Raw genomic sequence first — 21,997 nt, forward strand, 5'->3', positions numbered from 1 at the left:
TAGTCGACTACGGATTTATCTGGAAGTAATTATCAAAACGTTCAGTTTGTTAGTGCCCAATTCAAAAAAAGCACATCAATTTTTGTTGTCTACCCGAAATGTAGTTTTAAAGTTTATTGATCTTTGTTACAGTGGTTTGGTAAAACAAATGATCTGGACAAAACTTGATGACACACCCAAATGGCACAGTCGGTCTGAAGGTCATGGTGATTGACGACAGCAGCACGATTCGCCGCTCGGCTGAGATTTTTCTGAGCCAGGCAGGCTATCAGGTCATTCTCGCCGAGGATGGATTTGATGCGCTGGCCAAAATCAACGATCACAAACCGGCACTCATCTTCTGCGATATTTTGATGCCACGTCTTGATGGTTATCAGACCTGCGCACTCATCAAAAAAAGCGCCAGGTTTCATGACACGCCAGTCGTCATGCTGTCGTCAAAGGACGGATTATTTGATCGCGCCAGAGGGGCGATGGTGGGTTCAGACGAATATCTGACCAAGCCATTTTCTAAAGATAGTCTGTTAAAAACTGTCCGCCAGCACACTCAGCACGACCAGCCCACCCAGGATCCTGGCCAGACTTGATCTGGCGGAACCGCGCTTCCAGTTAATACAACACTGGTATCTGGTCGACGCTACTAACATTATTTCGTAAAGGTTGAACATGCCCATTCAAAAAGTTCTGGTGGTAGACGACTCTCCTACCGAGCGCTATTTCCTGACCGATATCCTCGCAAAGGGCGGTTACTCCGTCTCCACCTCCGAGAGCGGCGATGGTGTTATTACCAAGATAAAGGCCGACAAGCCAGACCTGATCCTCATGGACATTGTGATGCCCGGTCAAAATGGTTTTCAGGTAACGCGTTCGATTTCTCGCGATCCTGAATTGCAGGACATTCCCATCATTATTTGCAGCAGCAAAGGGCTGGAGACGGATCGGATCTGGGGTTTGCGTCAGGGCGCTCGCGATTATCTGGTGAAACCGATCAATCCGCAGGAGCTGTTGGCAAAAATCGCTGCACTCGGCTAAGCCCAGGCGTTATTAATGAGTCAATCAAAGCCGGGTCCCGACCCGGGGCTTCAGATACCGCACTTATCCATTCCCATCGCGCTTAAATCCGTGACCGAGGCGGAAGCGCGTCGCGGCCGTTTGCGAGAATTTCAGGCGCATTTGCTTGAGCGGATGCAGGCTGCCCGTAGCGGTGCCAACAGCAGTAACAACCAATTGGGGCTGCTGATTGGGAATCAGCGCTGGCTCCTCAGCCTGGACGAGGCGGGTGAGATTGTTGCAGCAAGCGGCATCACAAAGGTACCGTTGACGCAAGACTGGTATCTGGGCCTGACAAATATCCGCGGGACATTAATAAGCGTCATCGATTTTGCGCGCTTTCAAGGGCAACCGAAAACGGTTGTCGATAAAGACACAAGGATCGTCGCATTCTCTAACGCATTGGCTTTCTATAGCGCTTTGCTGGTTGATCGTGTGTTGGGGTTGCGCAACGTAGAGGAAATGGTCTTGCAGCCTGGCCTGCTAGCTGCGGACTACCCTGTCGGTGCCGAGCATACAGCGGCAGAAACCGGCGAAACAGTGGCTAGGACCGCTCCCGCTCAGTATCTGGATAGCGAGTCGCAACTCTGGACTGAACTCAAATTGACACAAGTAGTAAGTGACCCCCGTTTTTTACATATAGGTTTATAAGTTAGGACGTACGCGGCTGTATGCAAAATCTTCCCGGCAAGGGGGTCACCTTGCCGAGGAAGTCAGTACGTTAGTACCAATCTGCTTAGGCGGCCAGTAAGGCCAACCTGTGCAGGAGCGGCTTTACGTATGTACTCAAAATCAGGGTGCCGAGTCCAGTTGACTGACGTCAGGGGTTGACGTCAGCACATGGGGTGGCAGCATAGAATTTGCAATCAGGAGATTCAGCAATGACATTCAAAGTACCGCCCTTGTTCAAGGCAGCGCAAGAAGAGCAAATTGAAGGCGGAAAGCCTTCTGATCATGCGTCCAGATCAGAAGGACCAGAAGAAGGACTCACCATGGGCAGCGCGTTTGGTGAGCGCGGAAATGTATCGTACGGCATCCACGATACCCATGCTAGCCCCGACCTGCAGGGGATCCAGAATGCTCCAGATACGGGCCATTCGCAGCAGTTACACGACGCGCACGATACCGTGATGATGGGCTACCCGGAACAGCCAGTCCTCAGGCCCGCAGAGGCGCCCTTTACATCGCCAGCCCCGCAGGCCGTGTCCGAAGAGCCGCCCTCCTCCTATGAGGCCAGGCCATTACCTTTGATCGGCAGATTGCCGCAGCGGGTACAGGTACGCAGTTTGTTGATCTTGCTGGCCGTTGGTCTGGTAATGACGATCGTCTTCCTTTGGATGAGTACCCAAAACGCGACAATGATTGCTACGCAAACCGAAATCGCTGGCGATGCACTGATGCATTCCCAGCGGATTGGTAAGGCAACACCCAATGCTATTCAGGGTAATACCGAGGCATTCAAGCAATTAGCAGATAGCCGTAAGGAATTAAAACAGGATTTGGACTTGCTTGCCAACGGCGGGATGTATAAGGGCGTTAGTATTCCTGCCGCAGGCCTGCAAATCGGGAGAACAGTCGCAGCGGTTCAAAAGGTTTGGTCCAACACCGACAAGGCGGCAGCCGTCATACTGGCTCGCGAAAAAGAATTGGCAGACTTTGGTAAGACTTTAAGAAAATTAAATGGTATTTCACCTTTACTGCTTGATCTGTCGGAGCAAGTCGCGACCATCAAATTTGAGAGCGGCGCAACGCCGCGTGAAGTTTCCGCATCCTCTCAGTTGGTCATGCTGACCCAGCGATTGGCGCGTAGTGCGAACGAATTCCTGACTGCCGAAGGCGTCAATCCTGAAACCGCATTTTTATTAGGCAAAGATACCAATACGTTTCGTGACATAGTTAGCGGCTTTTTAAATGGCAGTGAACTGTTGCGTTTGTCAGCCACCAAAAATCCGGTGGAACGCGAGAAATTGGTCGCGTTGGAACATGCCTTTGCAGAATATCAGGGTGATGTAACGGTGGTTTTGAGTAATATGAAAAATTTTGTGTCGGCCAAACAATCCGAGCAATTGATCTTCTCAGAAAATGAGCTATTGAAGCAGCGTCTAAGCGCATTGCAAAACATCTACCGGAATGATCTCGATACAGAGAGCGTACCGTTTTGGCTAATGCTAGGATCAGCTTTCCTCTCCTTGCTAGCGGTCGCGGGCATCTCCTGGGTGCAATTGCAAGACGGTCATCGGCGGGCCCATGAAGCCGATATGCGGCGCCTTAAAGCCGAGGGGCAACGTTTGCAGGCGATCAAACAAGAACTGGACGCCAGTAACGTCAATGATCAGAATCAGGCCGCGATTTTACGATTGATGAATGAATTGCAAGAAGTCGCAGATGGCGATCTGACGATTCAGGCTACGGTTTCAGAAGACATTACGGGCGCGATCGCCGACTCGGTTAATTACACGGTAGAGGAATTGCGCGGACTCGTGGGGCGTGTAACCGCGACTGCAAAGAAGGTGACGACCGCCTCCGATCAAGCACAAACTATTTCGACCGAATTGCTGGAGGCATCGCAAAGCCAGTCGCGCGACATCAAAGAAACTACCCGTGCGGTACTCGAAATGGCAGTGCAGATCACCGATGTTTCAAAATCGGCAAGTGCGTCCGTGGATGTGGCGCGGCAATCGGTGAGCGCCGCCGAGGAAGGTTCAAAGGCGGTGGAAAATGCGATCACCGGCATGAACGAAATTCGCGAACAGATCCAGGAGACCTCGAAGCGGATCAAGCGTTTGGGAGAATCCTCCCAAGAGATTGGCGAAATCACCGAGTTGATTTCAGACATTACAGAACAGACCAACGTATTGGCGCTGAATGCGGCGATTCAGGCCGCGTCCGCAGGCGAAGCGGGCCGGGGGTTCTCAGTGGTGGCGGAAGAAGTGCAACGTCTGGCGGAGCGCTCAGGCGCGGCGACTAAGCAGATCGGTGCGTTGGTGCGGACGATTCAAACCGATACCCACGATGCAGTCGTGGCGATGGAAAAATCCACGCAAGGGGTGGTCGAGGGCGCAAAGCTATCGGATGCCGCCGGTGCCGCCTTATCGGAAATTCGACGGGTGTCGAACCGCCTTGCTGAATTGATCCAGAACTTTTCATTGGCAACGGAGCAACAGGCACAATCGGCCAATGGCGTTGCCTCCAGCATTCAGAATATTCTTATCGTGACGGAGAAAACCCGCGAAGGGACCAGCCAGACGGCGGTGTCTATTCGTGAACTTTCCAAACTTGCTGAGGATTTGAGTAGTTCGGTATCGCGCTTCCGTGTCACTAGCTAGTTCTGCTCAGCAAATTCAATAAATTGAGCGAACCAAGAAAATAGTGAACTAAGAAAATTCAGCGAACGACCAACGAAAATTGTCACCTGCCTCATTTGAAGATCGCAAACGGATGCCTGCACAGGCGGTGCGAACAATTTCAGATCGGGCCGGATCAATTTGGACTGATAGGGTTTGAATAGCACCTCACTCCCACCATTTGCGTACAAGAGAATCAGGTCGCATGAATCTGGATCAACCGTCAGGATGGCCCAATTGATCACCATCAGAACCGATAAGGCAGTTATGACCACTGATTTCCCAAGCGCTTCCGCAGTCTTATCGACGCAACTTGATACCGGCCCGTTGTCCTGGGTGATGACAGAAATTCGCGAAAGCTTAGGCCGCTCTCTTAATGAACTGAGACAGGTACCGGCAACGCATGGCACAGCGGATGGGGCGCTAGAATTATCTGCACCACCACCGGATGCGTCTTCATTAAACGCCGCCGCAGATAACCCTGTTGCAACGATACCGTCGCATGATCCGGTAACAGCATTGCAACTGGCCAAGACATTTCTGCATCAGGCACATGGCGCATTGCAGATGGTCGATATTAACGGCGTGACTATTATCACCGAAACCGTTGAGGCGTTGCTGGAGCATGTTCAGGCAGGGCAAGCCGCTGGCCTGACTACGTTCACGTCTGAACATGTGGAACGTATTCAAAGCGCGTACGAAGCTTTGATTGAATACCTTGAAGATTTGTTGGTCGGCGCGGTGCATCAACCGGTTAAATTATTTCCCTATTACGAAGCGCTACTGGAAATCCGGGGCGCCCAAAGAATTCATCCTGCGGATTTGTTTTTCCCTGATTTGTCGATACGTCCGCAATTTGTGCCGGTCGCCGTTCTGGTCGATCCAGAACCCGGTCAGGGCGCAGACACGCCGCCGTATCCACCGTTACGTAAACGGTTTGAAACGGCGCTCCTGCCATTTTTGAAAAGTAGCGATAGTGATATTGAGCTTGCGAACGCTGCCATCATGCAAGAGGTGCTTGGTGAAATCGAACGGCTGCAACAGAATCAGCAGGCGCGGACATTCTGGTGGGTAATGCAAGGATTTGCGGATGGCGTTGCCCATAAGCAGATTCCTAAAGAGCTGTTTGTAAAGCAGTTATTTGCGCGTATCAATTTAGAGTTACGGCGCTTAAGTCAGGGTTCTTCCGTTACCTCGGAACGCCTGTTGCGAGATGCATTGTTTTTTATCGCCGGTATCCAAAATCCGTCCGCTCTCAATCTCGAGATCCGTAGCGTTTATCAACTCGACGGCGCGGTGCCGACAGATTTTCACCTGCGGCGATACGGTCGGGTCGATCCAGAAGCGCTGAAAGCTGCAAAAGAGCACCTGATGCGCGCCAAGAACATGTGGGATCGTCTCGCCGCTGGCGACCCTAGTCCTGCACAAGAATTTGAGCAGGAAATGCGCCGCTTGTCGATTGCTGGCAATAAGTTAAACGCCCCGTCTTTGGTTACGCTGTTGCGAGAGTTAAGCGGTATCGCGCATCAGGCAACGCAAATAAAATCTGGCGATCCGATCGGTTGTGAGATCGCTACCAGTCTTCTTTTCGTCGAGAATTCTCTGGCCCAAATCAATCGGCTGCCCGAAAACTTTGCTGATCACGCCGATGCAATGACGGCCCATTTCTTAGCTTTTATGTCGGGCGACCGTACCTCTGCACCAGCGCCATGGCTGCATGATATCTTTCGCGACGCGCAGCAGAAAATTTTGGTTAAGGCACTTGCTGGTGAGATGCTGTCTAGTTTGCGTCACGTTGAAAAACTCCTTGATGAATATTTTTCTGCTCCGGCTCAGCGCGAGTTGCTGGTTCAGATCGATCATGTTATGCATCAAATTCAAGGCGCGCTTGCGATACAGGAATTGCCAGAAGCGACAGCCGTAATTGTGCATACGCGCGCGGCGCTCCAACAATTTAATCCACCAGCGAGCGCGGAGGAACCAGATGCAGACGGTACAGCCAGGCAGCCTTCCCATCAGGACTTTGAGCGAATTGCGCAGAATATCGGCGCACTGAGCTTCTATATCGAGGCTACCCAACACCAATCCGATTTGTTTGATGCGCCGGAAGTATCCGCGGCATTGGGCGTGTCCGTGGCCTCTGGTACCAAAAATATTCATTTGAATTTTGATGCACAACTCGGCGTGTTTCGCGTAAATATTTTTGAACGCCGAACGGCTGCGCCAACGCATCCAAAGGAACGGCTGGTGCAATCTGCGGCAGCAGGGTTAATGACCGCAGTACCCACTTTAACTATCTCCGAGGAGTCGGTCGCGGGCGTCGGTAAGGGCACTGAAAACAATCAACACAATCAAGTCCCTGAAACAAATAAGCTCCATGAAAGCGACAGCGCGATCAGACTCGCCGCGCCTGCATTTCTGGAGGGGTTACCTTCTTTATCCTTTCTGGATTTGCCGATTATAGAAGACGCGTCGTTGCAACGTCAGCGTGAGGAACTAGCGGAACTAGCGGAACCGCTGATCGTAGAGCCGCATGATGTCACGCTGCGGAGCGATTTTATCGAGCGGTTGGAGCAGTCGGAATACTTGGGAGGCGATGGAAAGTTCAATGACAATCATGACAATGAACGCGCGGCAGTAAAGAACTCAGCGGCGATCCCGATGTTAGACAAGCAGGCTTTTTCGGCTGTGCCACCGTCTTTTAGCGACATCAACTCTGAAACCCTGCTGGCGCAACCCTTAGATTTTCTTCCCGAATTGTTATTGCTGGAACCAAAGCCAGAACCTGAAACCGAAGAGGCCCCCGATAAAAATATTGACAATGATACTGTTACCAAGAAAATTGCAGATGCAAAGCTAGTTGCAGATGGGAAAGCGCTTGCTGAGGCCAATGCCGCCGCCGAAGCGGATGCGGAGATACTGGGTATTTTTCTGGAAGAAGCCACAGAGGTTTTGCAGGCAATCCGCGAGACTGTTCCAAAAGCGCGTCTTGCGCCCGATGATATCGAAAATGTGGTTGTTTTGCGACGCGCCTTCCATACCCTGAAGGGTAGCAGTCGGATGATCGGCATGACCGCTTTTGGTGATGCGGGTTGGAGCATTGAAGAGGTCCTGAATCTATGGCTATCTGAGGCTAGGGCGGGAACCCCGGATTTATATGCTTTGCTAGATCACGCAGTAATCTTTCTAGGCGACTGGATCGCGGAGGTATGCGCCGACGGCGCATCGCATCGTACTGCGGAAGGACTTATCGAGTATGCGCAGCAGGTACGCGAGGGTAAAGCCTTTTTAGTGGTGGAATCTGCCGTTGATTCCCAAAACACTTTTGATGTGGACGCCTTATATGCCGATCTGCCGCTATTGACCGTATTGGACGTAGTGACCGAGGATAATATATTGTCCGATGCGGAGTTGGTGCAATTTTCAGGTTGTAGCATAGACACAGAGTTATCGGCGCTGGAGGCCACAGTTCATCCATCGCTTCAGGTGCCGTCCTTCGTCCAATCCGGCATCGATAGCGATTATCTAATGATGCCCGGCACCGTCTCTGGTGCCAGCGCGGATATCTTGTCTTTCCCCTCTTTGTCGGAGGCAAGGCATGACGATAGCATTAAAAATATCGGCGATCTGGCCATCAGTTTGCCGCTGTATAACATTTACTTGTCCGAGACCGACCATTTAGTGCGTTTGTTATCGCAAGATTTTTCCGAATGGCATCATGAGCCGGAGCGGTCAGTAGCGGTGCAAGCGATACATGCTGCGCATTCGTTATCGGGAAGCTCGGCAACGGTTGGCTTCAAACCACTGCAAAATCTCGCGCATGCGCTGGAGATGCTTTTGCAGCGCATGGCATTGCATCCCACTCCCGTGCGCGAACCAGAATTTGCATGCCTCGACGACGCGGTCGCACGCATCAAATGGATGCTATTGCAATTTGCGCAAAGCGAAATGCCGTACTACGAACCGGCTTTAGTCGGCGCTCTGGATAGTTTGCGGCATGGCCAGGAGCCGCACATTGAAGACTTGTCACTGGCCGAAATGGAAACTCTGGGAGCGTTATCGCTCCCCTCGTTCCGCCCCGCGCTGAGAGATTCGATAGATGAGATACTAGCTGCTTCAGCCATTGAGGCCAGCCCCGGATATGTCGATGAACCAATATTCGCATCAGGCAAGAAATCAAGAACTGAGGCGATAACCGAGTCGCTAAGTGGGCCGCTAAGTGAGGCGATAAATGAGTCGCTAAGTGCGTCCCTAAACGGGCCAACAACAGCGCCAACAACCGACCCGGTAAGCGCGTTTACACTTGAGGGAACAAGCGGATCAACTGCCGATCCGCTAAATGACTCGCTAAGTGACCCGCTAAATGAGCCGCTAAATGAGCCGCTAAATTTCCCGGTCGTCGTTCCAATCGTTGATGCGACCATTAGTGTGCCCAATGAAATTTTGGCAGGTCAAAACAGTGCTAGCCAAAATGCCATGCCGCCGATGGCGTCGCAGCGCCCGCCAGACTTCATTTGTGAGCCGGGGCAAGTAACGCAAACGCCGGTAATTGCAAGGCGTACGGTGATCGCTGCGCCAACGCCGGAATTAATAGCACGTCGTGAAGACTTCGATCCTGCCCGCGCGTTACGCGATGATATTGATATGGACTTGCTGCCGGTCTTTCTGGAAGAAGGGCGCGATATTCTGCCGCAGATTGAAAGCGCATTGCGGAGCTGGCAGACAACGACAATGGATAGCGCGGCGCTAGGCCCGAGTGGGCCTGCGGTTGCTATTCCGGTAGAAGCTTCGCAAGCCATTTTGCGTCATTTGCACACTATCAAAGGAAGCGCGCGGATGGCTGGTGCGATGGTGCTTGGTCAGCATTTGCACGATATGGAAAGTCATATTGCGGCCACGTTATTTAGTGCGTCGCCTACGACTCATGTGATTGATGAGTTGCTGGCGCACTACGATCATGGCGTGCAAATGTTCGAAGATCTGGCGCCGCAGCAGCAGGCTTACCTGACACCAGCTTTAACAATTCATAATGTATTGGGTAGCGCAAGCGGCATAGACGGCTCACACGGTATGAGCGGCTCGAACGACACAGCTGAAGCATCCGATCTGCATTTGTCAACTGCGCCGGTAGTCCCAACGTCTACTACCGGCAGCGCCCCGGCGCCATGGCTGACTGCTGCGCCAAGGTCGATTGCCACGGCGCAGGTACGGGTCAACGCTGAAGTGCTGGACCGATTGGTAAATCAGGCAGGCGAAGTATCGATTGCCCGTTCTCGTTTAGAGTCGGGCGTCAGTACGCTACAGCAATCGTTAGTGGAGTTGACCGAAAACGTCGACCGTTTGCGCAGTCAGTTGCGTGAAATTGAAATCCAGGCAGAAACCCAGATCACCTCGCGCATGACGCTCGCTGGAGAGCGCGAATTCGATCCGCTGGAATTTGATCGTTTTACCCGGCTACAGGAATTGACGCGAATGATGGCAGAGAGCGTTAATGATGTCTCGTCGTTGCAAAAAATTCTGACCAGAACTGTGGAGAGCGCCAGTGTGGATCTGGTAACGCAGGGGCGCCTGACCCGAGATTTGCAACAAGATCTGATGCATGTCCGGATGGTGCAATTTGCCAGCGTTGCGGAGCGATTATATCGACTGACGCGTCAGGTATCCAAAGAGGTGGATAAGCGCATCAACCTTGATATCGTGGGCAGCACCGTGGAGATTGATCGTAGCGTGCTAGAAAAGATGGTCGGCCCATTCGAGCATTTGTTACGGAATGCAATCGTTCACGGGATCGAAAGCCGGGATATGCGCCGCGCCGCAGGCAAGAACGATATTGGCGAACTTAAAATAGAAATTCGTCAAAATGGTAACGAAGTTCTGATCGGGTTATCTGACGATGGTCAGGGACTTAATCTGGGCCAGATACGTGATAAGGCGAGGTCGGTAGGCCTGTTGGGACACGATCAGCAAATCTCCGATATCGAAGCAACAGACCTGATTTTTCGGCCGGGCTTTTCTACCGTCACGGATGTTACCAAACTTGCCGGGCGCGGTATCGGTATGGACGTCGTGCGCTCTGAGGCTGCGGCGCTCGGTGGCCGCGTCGCGGTCTCAACCAAGCTCGGTAAAGGCACGCAATTTACCATCCATTTGCCGCTCACGCTTGCCGTTACACAAGTGGTTATTTTCTCCGCTGGCGATCATACTTATGCGTTCCCCTCTGCCTTGATCGAGCAGGTACAGCAGCTCAAGGCAGCCTTTCTGACGAGTGCTTACAACGATGGCGGAGTGTCGTGGCAGGATCAACGCGTACCCTTGCATTACTTGTCTGCGTTACTGGGCGAGCACCAGGTCACGCCCGTCACGCAACAATATTCACCGGTCATTATTTTGCGCAGCGGTAATGATCGTGTGGCGGTGCATGTTGATGCGATTATTGGCAATAGAGAGGTGGTGGTCAAGAACGTCGGCCCACAATTGTCGCGACTGATTGGCATCGTTGGTGCTACCGTGCTGGGATCGGGCGAGATTGTATTGATTCTGAATCCAGTGCCGCTGGCGCTAAAATTGGGGCAACAGTTACGCGCAGTGGCGACCAGTACGGCGTTGCTTAAAGCCAATCCCTCATCTCTTCCGAGCAGTGATTCTGCTATTCCAACAGCCGAAGTAGCCGGGGTAGCAGGAGCAATCGGGGCAATTGCAGAAATTGTCACGAGTGACAATCAACCTGTACCGGTGCAAGGACTTCGTACCCAAAAAATCATCATGGTGGTTGATGATTCGCTGACAGTACGCCGGGTCACGCAGCGATTATTAGCGCGCGAAGGGTACCAGGTGGTTTTGGCAAAAGACGGTATCGATGCGTTGCAGCAGTTGCAAGCCGTCACGCCCGATGTCATGCTGGTCGACATTGAGATGCCACATATGGATGGCTTTGATCTGACCCGCAACGTTCGCAATGATGATCGAACGCGGCATGTTCCGATCATCATGATTACGTCCCGCACGGCTCCCAAACATCGTACCTATGCAATGGAACTCGGTGTAAACGAATATCTGGGTAAGCCGTTTCAGGAAGATACACTGTTAAGCACAATTAAGTCGTTCATGCCAGACCATGTGACGATTTAGTATGGTTCGGGCATACAGTGAGCGCAAAGCGGGGGCGATTTCGGGCGCACTAGTAATGCCCCTAATGATGCCTCGGCATTATCGTTCCAGGTTCTCGCCCGACCGACTCAGAGGTGAGGGCCGGTCGCTAGTCCGTGGGACGTAATATACGCTCCACGGCGGCCTCTACAGCGCGGCGAAGGTTACCGACGCTGCAGACGCCAATCGTTCTCGACCGTGACCTATAATTCGACCGTGACCTTTTTGACCACCGCGTAGCGCGCTAATGTTTGTGCGCGCGCTACATCATGTTGCACCAGGGGGCGTGGGTAGTTGCCGCCTAAAGTGATACCCGCCGCTTGCAAAATTGCGGTATCAATCAACCACGGAGCATGGATCGCTTTGTTACTCAGTTTGCCTAATTGCGGCAGATAACGGCGAATGAATTTACCTTCGCTGTCAAACTTTTCTGATTGCGTGATCGGGTTAAAAATTCGAAAGTAAGGTTGGGCATCGCACCCGGATGACGCGGCCCATTGCCAGCCGCCATTGTTGGCCGACAGGTCGAAGTCATTGAGGTGTTTGGCAAAATAAGCCTCACCCCAGCGCCAGTCTATGCCCAGATCTTTGATTAAAAAGGATGCGACAACCATACGCAGGCGATTGTGCATATAGCCGGTCTGGTTGATTTGCAGCATGGCCGCATCGACCAGAGGATAACCGGTGCGGCCATCGCACCATGCCTGAAACGCGGCCTCTGCAGACGCGCCGGTTTCCCATTGAATCGCATCGTAGTCCTGTTTAAAGGCGCGCTGCGCAACGTGCGGATGGTAATGCAGAATCATAAAATAAAAATCGCGCCATACCAGTTCGGATAACCACACCGCTGCACCGCCACCTTCGACGCCTTGGCGCATGGTCTGATAGGCGTTACGCGCTAAGGTCCTGATAGAAATGGTGCCAAATCGTAAATGTACAGAAAGATAAGACGGTCCCTTCACTGCGGGAAAATTCCGCGTGTCGCGATAGTCCCCGATGCGCAGCATGAAATCATCAAGCAATTGATTCGCGCCGGAAATACCGGTGGGTATTTTTAGTTCGCTTAGATTAGTAGGCTCAAACCCCAGGTCAGCCAACGAAGGAATCGCATTGGCATTTGCTGTTGGAGCAAGTGCCAGACGCGATGCATAGGAGGATATTGGATAAGGCTTAAGAAAGAATTCGCCGTCTGCAGCGGCCAATCGTTTCATCCAGGAATTTTTATACGGCGTAAAAACTGAAAAAGGCTTGGCCGCTAACGAAAGCACTTCATCGGTTTCAAAGATCACGTGATCTTTATAGGTATGCAGTGCGCAGCCATTTTTGGCTAACGTGGCCGCTACCGCGCTATCGCGTATGACCGCTTGCGGCTCATAGTCTCGATTGGCATATACTGCGTCTACGCCCAGTTCAGCAGCCAGCGCAGGAATATCAGCGACAGAGGAAGCGTGCCGCACGATCAAATTGCCGCCCAGCAGGCGAAGTTCTGCGTCCAGCTCGACAATGCTGGCATGAATAAACTCCACCCGACGGTCTGCTTTTAGTCCTGCATCCAGCAGGGGTTGCAAAATGTCGGTATCAAACACAAATACGCAAAATACCATGCGGCTGTTCTTCAGCGCATGATGCAGCGCGGCATTGTCGAATACCCTTAAGTCACGACGGAACCAGACCAGAGACCTGTTAAATGGAGGCATTTTGATTAGCGATGAGATAATTGCCATAAAAGCAATTTTATAAATAAAGCCCAGCTCGGCAGTTCCTGCGGGCGCGTTCAACATGTGGAATGCAGGTAGTTTACGCGAGTTACGTTGCTATGGATACGTGCCTATTGACTCATAGTTATTGTTACGGGCTACTGATAGGGCTAGCGATGAGTTGATTGATGGCAGAATTGATACGGATGATTGATACCGTTGATTGATACAGTTGATGGATACGGCCCTTCAAAGCAGGAAAGTCAACTTTAAAACTGATAAAATGTCCACTATGGCTAAGTTAGATAAAAGTTTTTCCGCATTTCCTCAAGGTGATCCCCCGTTGGATCAGGCAGCGTCGCGTCCGCAGATTCCGGCATCTACGGGGTTGGACCTCACTAATCACTTCTTGATCGCGATGCCGTCAACGCAGGACTATGTATTCGGCGGCAGCGTCGTGTATCTATGCGAGCATAACGCCAACGGCGCGCTTGGGTTAGTGATTAATAAGGCCACTGACATTACCATGGACAAGTTGTTTGAGCGTATCGATCTCACACTGGAGATCGCGCCAGACCATACGCATGCCGGTGCTTACTCCGATAGCCATGCTAAATTTGGCGATAGTATGTCCACCCGCCCCGTTATGTTCGGCGGTCCGGTGCAGATTGAACGCGGGTTTGTATTGCACTCTTTGCAAAAACTCTACTCATCGACGCTTAAAGTAAGCGATTCGATTGCCATGACCACGTCAAAAGATGTTTTGGAGGAGGTCGCGGACGGCAGCGGCCCGCATCAGGTGCTGGTCAGTCTGGGTTGTGCCGGGTGGGACGCTGGGCAGCTTGAGGACGAAATAGCCCGCAACGGCTGGCTCACTGTCGCCGCCGATCCTGCCATTATTTTCGATTTACCCATCGCAGACAGGTTTCAGGCAGCGCTTAAATTGCTCGGAATAGACCCTTGTATGCTGACCGGAGAATTTGGTCGTGCCTGAGCGGTTGCCGGTGTTACCTTTGTTGGCATTCCTTTATGCCTACTCTTTGTCCGCGGCGTCTGGTGTAACGCTCGCCATAAACGCTAATGCGCTGTCACTGGTGAAACTCTAGTGGAAACGATACTTGGCTTTGATTTCGGTCTCAAACGCGTTGGGGTGGCGGTCGGCAATACCATGATCAGACAGGCGCAACCGCTCACTATTATCAGCGCTATTAGTAACGACGCCAAATTTATCGAGATCGCTGCGCTGATGCAAGAGTGGCAACCGGCACGCTGTATCGTTGGCTTGCCACTGCATCCAGATGGTGCCGAACATGAGATGAGTGTGCGTTGCCGGCGATTTGCCAATCAGTTGCACGGGCGCTATGGCGTGCCGACGATCCTGGTAGATGAGCGTTATTCGTCGGCGGTGATTGCCCATCAACGCGGCGAGCGGATTGACGATCGTGCGGCAGCGATCATATTGCAGCAGTACTTTGATGATTTGAGCGCGTGATCCGCATGCGGGCTGCGCTCACGCCAACGCCAACGCTGCGCGTCAACACCGAAGTGCCGCCGAAAGCCTGCGATTTAACGAAAATTGATCACTAATCAGTATAAATATTTATAAAAAAGACCAATTCCCATGACAACATCACACTCGCAATACGACGCCGAAGCGCTTTATCGGGTATTGGAAACACAAGTAACGACCGGTTTAGCTGGGGCGGATAATATTGTCGTGATCGGCATTTATTCGGGCGGTGCCTGGCTGGCTGAGCGTCTGGCTAAGGCGTTGCAATTATCCGAAAAAGACCGTTTAGGATACCTCGACGTCTCCTTTTACCGGGATGACTTCGCCGAAAAAGGATTACGTCCAGGCATCAAGCCGACGCAAATCTCGTTCGATGTCAACGGTGCAACGATTTTGCTGGTAGACGACGTGTTATACACCGGACGCACGACGCGCGCCGCGATCAACGAACTGTTCGACTATGGCCGCCCCGCAAAAATCATGCTGGCGGCTTTGGTTGATCGCGGCGGACGTGAACTACCGATTGCCGCTGATTTTGTTGCCGACAAGGTCACGCTCGCCGCTGGCGAATCGCTCGAACTCCAACGCGCTGAAAACGGCGAACTTTCTCTGACGGTCCATCACAATGCTTAATCCTCAACTTAATAAACATGGCGAATTACAACATTTACTGACCATTGAGGGACTTCCGACATCGGTCGTCACACATATTCTCGATACAGCCTCGTCGTTCGTCGGTATAAGTGACCGGGATGTTAAAAAGGTCCCGTTGATGCGCGGAAAAAGCGTGTTCAATCTGTTCTTTGAGAACTCGACCCGCACCCGCACCACGTTCGAGATTGCCTCAAAGCGCTTGTCCGCTGACGTGATTAATCTGAACATCTCCGCGTCAAGCGCGAGCAAGGGCGAGTCGTTGCTCGATACCATCGATAATCTTGCGGCCATGCACGCCGATATGTTCGTGGTACGCCACTCGCAGTCGGGCGCGCCGTACCTGATCGCCAAGCATCTTACCGACACCAAACAGTCGCACGTGCACGTAGTCAACGCAGGCGACGGACGTCATGCGCATCCGACGCAGGGCTTGCTGGACATGTACACGATTCGTCACTACAAAAAAGATTTTACCAATCTCACGGTGGCGATCGTCGGCGACATTCTGCATAGCCGCGTGGCGCGCTCTGATATCCACGGGTTGACGACGCTGGGCGTGCCGGAAGTGCGGGCAATCGGTCCGCGCACGCTGTTGCCGAGCGGACTGGAGCAAATGGGCGTGCGGGTTTTCACCGATATGAACGAGGGCCTGAAAGGCGTTGACGTCATCATCATGTTGCGGTTGCAAAACGAGCGTATGACCGGCGCATTGCTACCATCGGCGCAGGAATTTTTTAAAAGCTACGGTCTCACTCCCGAGCGCCTCGCGCTAGCCAAACCGGACGCTATCGTGATGCATCCGGGACCAATGAATCGTGGCGTCGAAATTGATTCCGCTGTGGCGGACGGCGCACAAGCGGTCATATTGCCGCAGGTGACCTTTGGGATCGCGGTGCGCATGGCAGTCATGAGTATTCTGGCCGGGAACTAAGATCGTCAGATCGCCGCTCCGGCTTAAGTAGGGCGCAAAGAAGTACCGCACATTTGTGGCAGTGAATTGTCACTAAGGTGCGATTGAAGTGCCACTGAAAATCATTGCTAAGAAAAAACCCATGAAATTGCATATTAAAAACGGCCATCTGATCGACCCTGCAAACGACATCGATGGCAAGCTAGATGTTTTTGTCGCCGATGGCAAGATCGTTGGTATCGGACTCTCTCCGGCTGAGTTTGTCGCTGACCAAACCATAGACGCCAGCGGCCTGATAGTAGCCCCCGGACTAGTAGATTTGAGTGCCCGTTTGCGTGAACCCGGTTACGAGTACAAGGCCACCCTGGAGTCCGAAATGCAAGCAGCAATGCAGGGCGGTGTCACCAGTTTGGTGTGTCCTCCTGACACCGATCCGGTACTCGATGAGCCTGGTTTGGTTGAAATGTTGAAGCACCGCGCCAGATCACTCAATCAGGCCCATGTATATCCGCTTGGTGCATTGACTGTTGGATTGAAAGGGCGCGAGTTGACCGAGATGGCAGAATTGACCGACGCCGGTTGTATCGGTTTTTCGCAAGCGGACGAGCCGATTCTTGATACCACCGTGCTCCTGCGCGCACTGCAATACGCGCAGACGTTTAATTACACGGTCTGGCTGCGACCACAGGACCCCTACCTCGGTCACGACGGCATCGCCAATAGCGGCGCGGTAGCGTCACGCTTAGGCTTGTCGGGCGTGCCGGTCATGGCGGAAACCATTCGGCTATACACGATTTTTGAGTTGGTCCGGGCGACCGGTGCACGCGTCCATTTATGCAGGATTTCGTCCGGCGCTGGTGTTGAATTGATCCGTCTGGCCAAAAAAGAAGGCCTGCCGATAACGTGTGACGTCGGCGCGCATCATATCCATATGACCGAAGTGGACATTGGTTTCTTCGATTCCAACGCACGGATGACCCCGCCATTCCGTTCGCAACGGGACCGTGACGCGATTCAACAAGGCCTGCTAGACGGGACCATCGACGCCATCTGCTCGGACCACACGCCGGTCGACGATGACGAAAAATTGCTACCGTTTGGGGAGGCAACCCCGGGTGCTACCGGTCTTGAATTGTTGTTGTCGCTGGCATTAAGATGGGCCGAAGACAATGTCGTGGCTGCAGACCAACCGCTCAGGAGGGCATTGGCAAAAATTACCAACGATGCCGCCCGGGTAGCAGGCCTGCCAGCGGGACAACTGGGCTTGGGAAGTGTTGCTGATATCTGTATTTTTGATCCCGCAATACGCTGGACGGTAGAAGCCAGGAGCTTGGCAAGTCAAGGTAAGCACACGCCATTTCTCGGTTACGAGTTAACCGGGCAGGTAAAAACCACCATCGTCGCTGGGCAAGTTGCCTATCAACGCGCGACCGAACACGCATGATTGCGTATCGATTATTGAGAATAATAGGGCATCTTTTTGTCGGTTTGGGGATTTGTGCTTTGGTGTTTCCATTTGCGGATGCCGCTGGTCGCCATGCGCGCATTCGGCGATGGTCGATGCAAGTGTTAACGCTATGTCGGGTGACAGTTGTAGTGCAGAATGCGCTCCAGACAGAAGCCGTATCCCCGGCGCTGATTATCGCCAATCATGTGTCCTGGCTGGATATTTTTGTGATCAATTCAGCCGAGCCATGCCGTTTTGTTGCAAAGTCAGATATCCGCGACTGGCCATTAATTGGCTGGCTGTGCGTTCAGGCAGATACCATTTTTATCGCGCGCGGCAAACAGCGCGATGTACGGCGGATTTTCCAGGGATTAGTCAGTAGCATCCAGGCGGGTGAGCGCGTGGCATTTTTCCCGGAAGGCACGACCGCAGCGCAAGGCGCAATACTGCCTTTTCATGCCAATCTGTTTGAAGCGGCGATTGATGCGCAGGTGCCCATTCAGCCCTACGCGTTGCGCTACCTTGATGCCAATGGACAACATCCTGCCGCCGCAGATTTCATCGGTGACATGACCTTCGCCCAAAGCATGATAGCGATCATGAAAGCCTCCCCAATGAAGGCGGAATTAATTCAGCTGGCACCGATTGCCACGGCGGGCATGCATCGACGCGATCTGGCGATGCTTGCGCGTGCCGCAATTGCGGAGGCGTTAGGGCAAAGCCAGCCTGAGCGACGCAGTGATAATTTGACCCCCACTACCAGCTAAATTAAAAAGGCAGAGGTTAAATTTATACCCCTTAAACTTATACCCTTAAACTTTTAACCCGGTTTTTGCGCTTGGGGGCAGCTAACCTGAAACAATGCGCGATCCCTCAAGCGTACAGCAGTTAACTTCCCCCCCCAAACACATCCTGTATCGAGCCCGATCAGATTTGACTTCAGCGTTAAACCCAACGTCGACCAATGCCCGAATACGACGGTGACTGCGGCAGTTTGACGCGCAGGCGCGTCAAACCAAGGAACATAACCGGGTAGGGCCATGCCAGCGCTCTCCTTTGCCGCAAATTCCATTGTTCCATCTGCAGTACAAAAGCGCAGTCGGGTTAGCGCATTAACAATGCAACGCAAGCGCGCATTGCCTTCCAGCGTTTCATCCCAGCGCGTAGGTTCGTTGCCATACATTTCACGCAAGAACGCAACCCAGTTCGGGCCTCGTAATACCGACTCAACCTCATGTGCCAATTCCACCGTGCGGGATGCCGACCATTGCGGTAACGCACCGGCGTGCAGCAACAAATGATCGTCCTCAAACAAGGCTAGCGGCCGATGACGCAACCATTCGAGTAGTTCTTCCCGATCCGGCGCTTCTAATACCTGCGCCAGCGTATCCTGTCGATGTAACTTACGGATACCATGCGCCGCCGCCAGCAAATGCAAGTCGTGATTGCCAAGGACCGATTGGGCGCGCTCACCGAGTGAGCGAATAAGTCGCAACGTGGCGAGTGAGCCCGGTCCACGATTGACCAAATCACCAACAAAAATTAATTTCGCTTGCGGCGTCACTGCGTCAATTTTAGCTAACAATGCCAGCAGGCTTTGGTAGCAACCTTGCAGGTCTCCGATGGCGTAAATATCAGCGTAATTGTTGCTCATAGTCTTTTGTGGAATGCGAAAAACATCTAATAGGTTATTGTAAGGCAAATTTTTCAGTTCCTCGTTTATGTAAAAGTTGGTTTATACATAAAATTTTGGTAAAAATACATTGGCGAGGTTGTGGGAATGTACAGTGCGCACCGTTATTCTTAACTATTATATTAGACACATGCAAGGGGAGGGTTTTAAAGGATTGAATCAAGGGATGGTAGGGGCGCGTGATTCAGATTGCCTAAACCAGAATTTTCATAGAGAAAAATTTGGTGAAATTGACCGCCTCGCGATTATAAGCTGTCAAATGATTCCTTAAGCGAGTAAGCTCGCAGGTTTGTTACGCTAAAGTTAATTTAAACTGTTTAATTTTGATTTTCAAATTCTTAGCCCGATGATAATTAGCGCAACAAAGAAGCCACTTGTTATGGAACAATAAATAGCAATTTGCAAATAAATCACAGGTTATGTTAATTTGGATAATTTTCATGAAATTAGTTCTAATTCTGTAATTTTAGAGCTGTAATAATAGGGGATAATCAGCCTGTCGATAAATTTGTCGCAGGCACGTATATTTTTCGACACCTAGAGCAGGTTTTTTTATTCAAACATCAGCGGGATATTTCATGATTTTAGTTACTGGCGGAGCTGGTTTTATCGGCTCCAATTTTGTACTCGACTGGTTAAGTCAAGATGACGAACCCGTAATCAATCTGGATAAGTTAACCTACGCGGGTAATATCAACAACCTCGCTAACATTAATAAAGACCCCCGCCACATTTTTATCCAAGGCGATATTGGCGACACCGCGCTCGTGGCAGCTTTATTGGCGCAATATAAGCCCCGCGCGATTGTTCACTTTGCAGCAGAAAGCCACGTTGATCGTTCCATCCATGGGCCAGCTGCATTCATCGAAACTAACATCAATGGCACCTTTGGTCTGTTAGAGGCTGTGCGCGCGCACTGGACCAATTTACCCGCTGCCGAGAAATCTGCCTTTCGCTTCTTGCACGTTTCCACGGACGAAGTGTATGGAACACTGAGCGCCGACGATGCGCCTTTCACCGAAACCAGCGCGTACGCTCCTAATAGTCCGTATTCTGCATCCAAAGCCGCGTCTGATCACCTGGTCCGGTCCTATCACCACACCTACGGTCTTCCGACACTTACTACAAACTGCTCCAACAATTACGGACCCTATCATTTCCCCGAAAAACTGATCCCGCTCATCATCACCAACGCCCGGGCCGGCAAGCCTTTACCAATTTATGGCGATGGTCAGCAGGTTCGCGACTGGCTCTATGTAAGCGATCATTGCACCGCAATTCGCCGCGTATTGGTAGCGGGCAAACCTGGTGAGGTCTACAACATCGGCGGCTGGAATGAGAAAGCTAATCTCGATGTCGTGCATGTTCTATGCGACATCCTGGATACACTTGATCCAAAAAGTGACGGCAGCTACCGCGACCAGATCACCTACGTCACCGATCGACCAGGACATGATCGCCGTTACGCGATCGATGCGAGAAAAATTGAACGCGAGTTAGGCTGGAAACCAGCGGAAACTTTTGAAACAGGTATTCGCAAAACTGTGCAGTGGTACCTGGATAACCAGCCGTGGGTGAGCGATGTCCAGTCAGGTGCTTATCTTAAATGGGTCGAAAAGAATTATAGTCAGCGCCAAGTTGGCGAGGAGATCAGTTAATGACCGTAGCACGTAAGGGAATCATACTCGCGGGCGGTTCAGGCACACGCTTATATCCGGTCACCATGGCCGTTTCCAAACAATTGCTACCGGTTTACGATAAACCGATGATTTATTACCCGCTGACGACTTTGATGTTGGCCGGCATCCGAGAAATATTAATTATTTCAACCCCACAAGATACGCCGCGCTTTATCGATTTACTGGGCGATGGCAGTCAATGGGGTCTGCAACTAACGTATGCGGTGCAACCGACGCCCGATGGCTTGGCGCAAGCTTTTATTATTGGACGAGACTTCGTCGGCGACGCGCCATCGGCGCTTATTCTTGGCGATAATATTTACTATGGTCACGATTTCGAAGCGCAATTGCGCACTGCATCCGCCCGCACGACAGGATCGACGGTATTTGCCTATCACGTGACTGATCCAGAACGCTATGGTGTAGTAGAGTTTGATGGTGAGCGTCGAGCCATCAGCGTAGAAGAAAAGCCAGAGCATCCAAAATCCAATTATGCCGTAACTGGTCTCTATTTCTACGATAGTCAGGTGTGTGACATCGCGGCAAATATAAAACCTTCGGCGCGTGGAGAGCTGGAAATTACCGACGTCAATCGTGTTTACCTCGAAACCAATCAACTCACTGTCGAATTAATGGGTCGCGGGATGGCGTGGCTAGATACGGGAACACACGAATCGTTGCTAGAAGCCGGCCAGTTTATTGCGACCATTGAAAATCGTCAGGGATTGAAAGTTGCCTGCCCGGAAGAAATTGCGTACCGGCGAGGATATATCAGTGGGCGACAATTAGAATTATTGGCCCAGCCATTAAAGAAAAATGCTTACGGACAGTATTTGATGCGGTTATTGACAGACAAGGTATTTTAAA

At 51.9% G+C, this 21,997-nt stretch carries 15 protein-coding genes; 13 read left to right on the plus strand and 2 right to left on the minus strand.

What is annotated here, in order from left to right:
• The first annotated feature begins 167 nt into the window (after positions 1 to 167).
• From HAV38_RS12150 to HAV38_RS12170, 5 genes are all read left to right on the plus strand, one after another.
• Positions 168 to 587, plus strand: a complete 420-nt coding sequence (locus HAV38_RS12150; protein ID WP_168055660.1) for a response regulator — start codon at positions 168 to 170, stop codon at positions 585 to 587.
• Between the two features lie 79 nt (positions 588 to 666).
• The gene (locus tag HAV38_RS12155; protein ID WP_168055661.1) at positions 667 to 1,032 is read left to right on the plus strand and encodes a response regulator; all 366 of its coding nucleotides are present in this window, start codon (positions 667 to 669) and stop codon (positions 1,030 to 1,032) included.
• A gap of 15 nt (positions 1,033 to 1,047) precedes the next feature.
• On the plus strand, positions 1,048 to 1,701 hold the full coding sequence (locus HAV38_RS12160) for a chemotaxis protein CheW (RefSeq protein WP_245182344.1): 654 nt from the start codon (positions 1,048 to 1,050) through the stop codon (positions 1,699 to 1,701).
• A gap of 230 nt (positions 1,702 to 1,931) precedes the next feature.
• Positions 1,932 to 4,376, plus strand: coding sequence for a methyl-accepting chemotaxis protein (locus tag HAV38_RS12165; RefSeq protein ID WP_245182345.1), 2,445 nt, complete (start codon positions 1,932 to 1,934; stop codon positions 4,374 to 4,376).
• A gap of 285 nt (positions 4,377 to 4,661) precedes the next feature.
• Entirely contained in the window at positions 4,662 to 11,522 is a 6,861-nt protein-coding gene (locus tag HAV38_RS12170) for a hybrid sensor histidine kinase/response regulator (protein ID WP_209216729.1), read from the plus strand.
• A gap of 221 nt (positions 11,523 to 11,743) precedes the next feature.
• Here the strand turns inward: HAV38_RS12170 and HAV38_RS12175 are convergent, their stop codons facing one another.
• Complete coding sequence (locus HAV38_RS12175; RefSeq protein WP_168055986.1) at positions 11,744 to 13,237, minus strand: cryptochrome/photolyase family protein; 1,494 nt, start codon at positions 13,235 to 13,237, stop codon at positions 11,744 to 11,746.
• A gap of 292 nt (positions 13,238 to 13,529) precedes the next feature.
• On the opposite strand from HAV38_RS12175, the gene HAV38_RS12180 reads away from it, so the two are divergent.
• From HAV38_RS12180 to HAV38_RS12205, 6 genes are all read left to right on the plus strand, one after another.
• A complete protein-coding gene (locus HAV38_RS12180; RefSeq protein WP_168055663.1) occupies positions 13,530 to 14,231 on the plus strand; it encodes a YqgE/AlgH family protein in 702 nt (233 codons plus the stop codon).
• A gap of 111 nt (positions 14,232 to 14,342) precedes the next feature.
• On the plus strand, positions 14,343 to 14,729 hold the full coding sequence (ruvX, locus tag HAV38_RS12185) for a Holliday junction resolvase RuvX (protein ID WP_168055664.1): 387 nt from the start codon (positions 14,343 to 14,345) through the stop codon (positions 14,727 to 14,729).
• A gap of 129 nt (positions 14,730 to 14,858) precedes the next feature.
• Complete coding sequence (gene pyrR, locus HAV38_RS12190; protein ID WP_168055665.1) at positions 14,859 to 15,380, plus strand: bifunctional pyr operon transcriptional regulator/uracil phosphoribosyltransferase PyrR; 522 nt, start codon at positions 14,859 to 14,861, stop codon at positions 15,378 to 15,380.
• Positions 15,373 to 16,332, plus strand: a complete 960-nt coding sequence (locus HAV38_RS12195; RefSeq protein WP_168055666.1) for an aspartate carbamoyltransferase catalytic subunit — start codon at positions 15,373 to 15,375, stop codon at positions 16,330 to 16,332. Before pyrR ends, HAV38_RS12195 begins: the two co-directional genes overlap by 8 nt.
• A gap of 121 nt (positions 16,333 to 16,453) precedes the next feature.
• Positions 16,454 to 17,755 carry a dihydroorotase gene (locus HAV38_RS12200; protein ID WP_168055667.1) on the plus strand — a complete coding sequence of 434 codons (1,302 nt, stop codon included), beginning with the start codon at positions 16,454 to 16,456 and terminating at the stop codon, positions 17,753 to 17,755.
• Positions 17,752 to 18,525: a lysophospholipid acyltransferase family protein gene (locus HAV38_RS12205; protein WP_168055668.1), complete on the plus strand. Its 774-nt coding sequence runs from the start codon at positions 17,752 to 17,754 to the stop codon at positions 18,523 to 18,525. The genes HAV38_RS12200 and HAV38_RS12205 overlap by 4 nt, the downstream gene beginning before the upstream one ends.
• 53 nt (positions 18,526 to 18,578) lie before the next feature.
• Here the strand turns inward: HAV38_RS12205 and HAV38_RS12210 are convergent, their stop codons facing one another.
• Complete coding sequence (locus tag HAV38_RS12210) at positions 18,579 to 19,412, minus strand: symmetrical bis(5'-nucleosyl)-tetraphosphatase (RefSeq protein ID WP_168055669.1); 834 nt, start codon at positions 19,410 to 19,412, stop codon at positions 18,579 to 18,581.
• 617 nt (positions 19,413 to 20,029) lie between these two features.
• Here HAV38_RS12210 and rfbB point away from each other — a divergent pair.
• Both rfbB and rfbA read left to right on the plus strand, forming a co-directional pair.
• Positions 20,030 to 21,109: a dTDP-glucose 4,6-dehydratase gene (gene rfbB / locus HAV38_RS12215; RefSeq protein ID WP_168055670.1), complete on the plus strand. Its 1,080-nt coding sequence runs from the start codon at positions 20,030 to 20,032 to the stop codon at positions 21,107 to 21,109.
• Entirely contained in the window at positions 21,109 to 21,996 is an 888-nt protein-coding gene (rfbA, locus tag HAV38_RS12220; protein ID WP_168055671.1) for a glucose-1-phosphate thymidylyltransferase RfbA, read from the plus strand. Before rfbB ends, rfbA begins: the two co-directional genes overlap by 1 nt.
• Position 21,997: the final 1 nt, after the last annotated feature.

This window comes from Glaciimonas immobilis, assembly GCF_011947285.1.
GTDB lineage: Bacteria > Pseudomonadota > Gammaproteobacteria > Burkholderiales > Burkholderiaceae_D > Glaciimonas > Glaciimonas immobilis.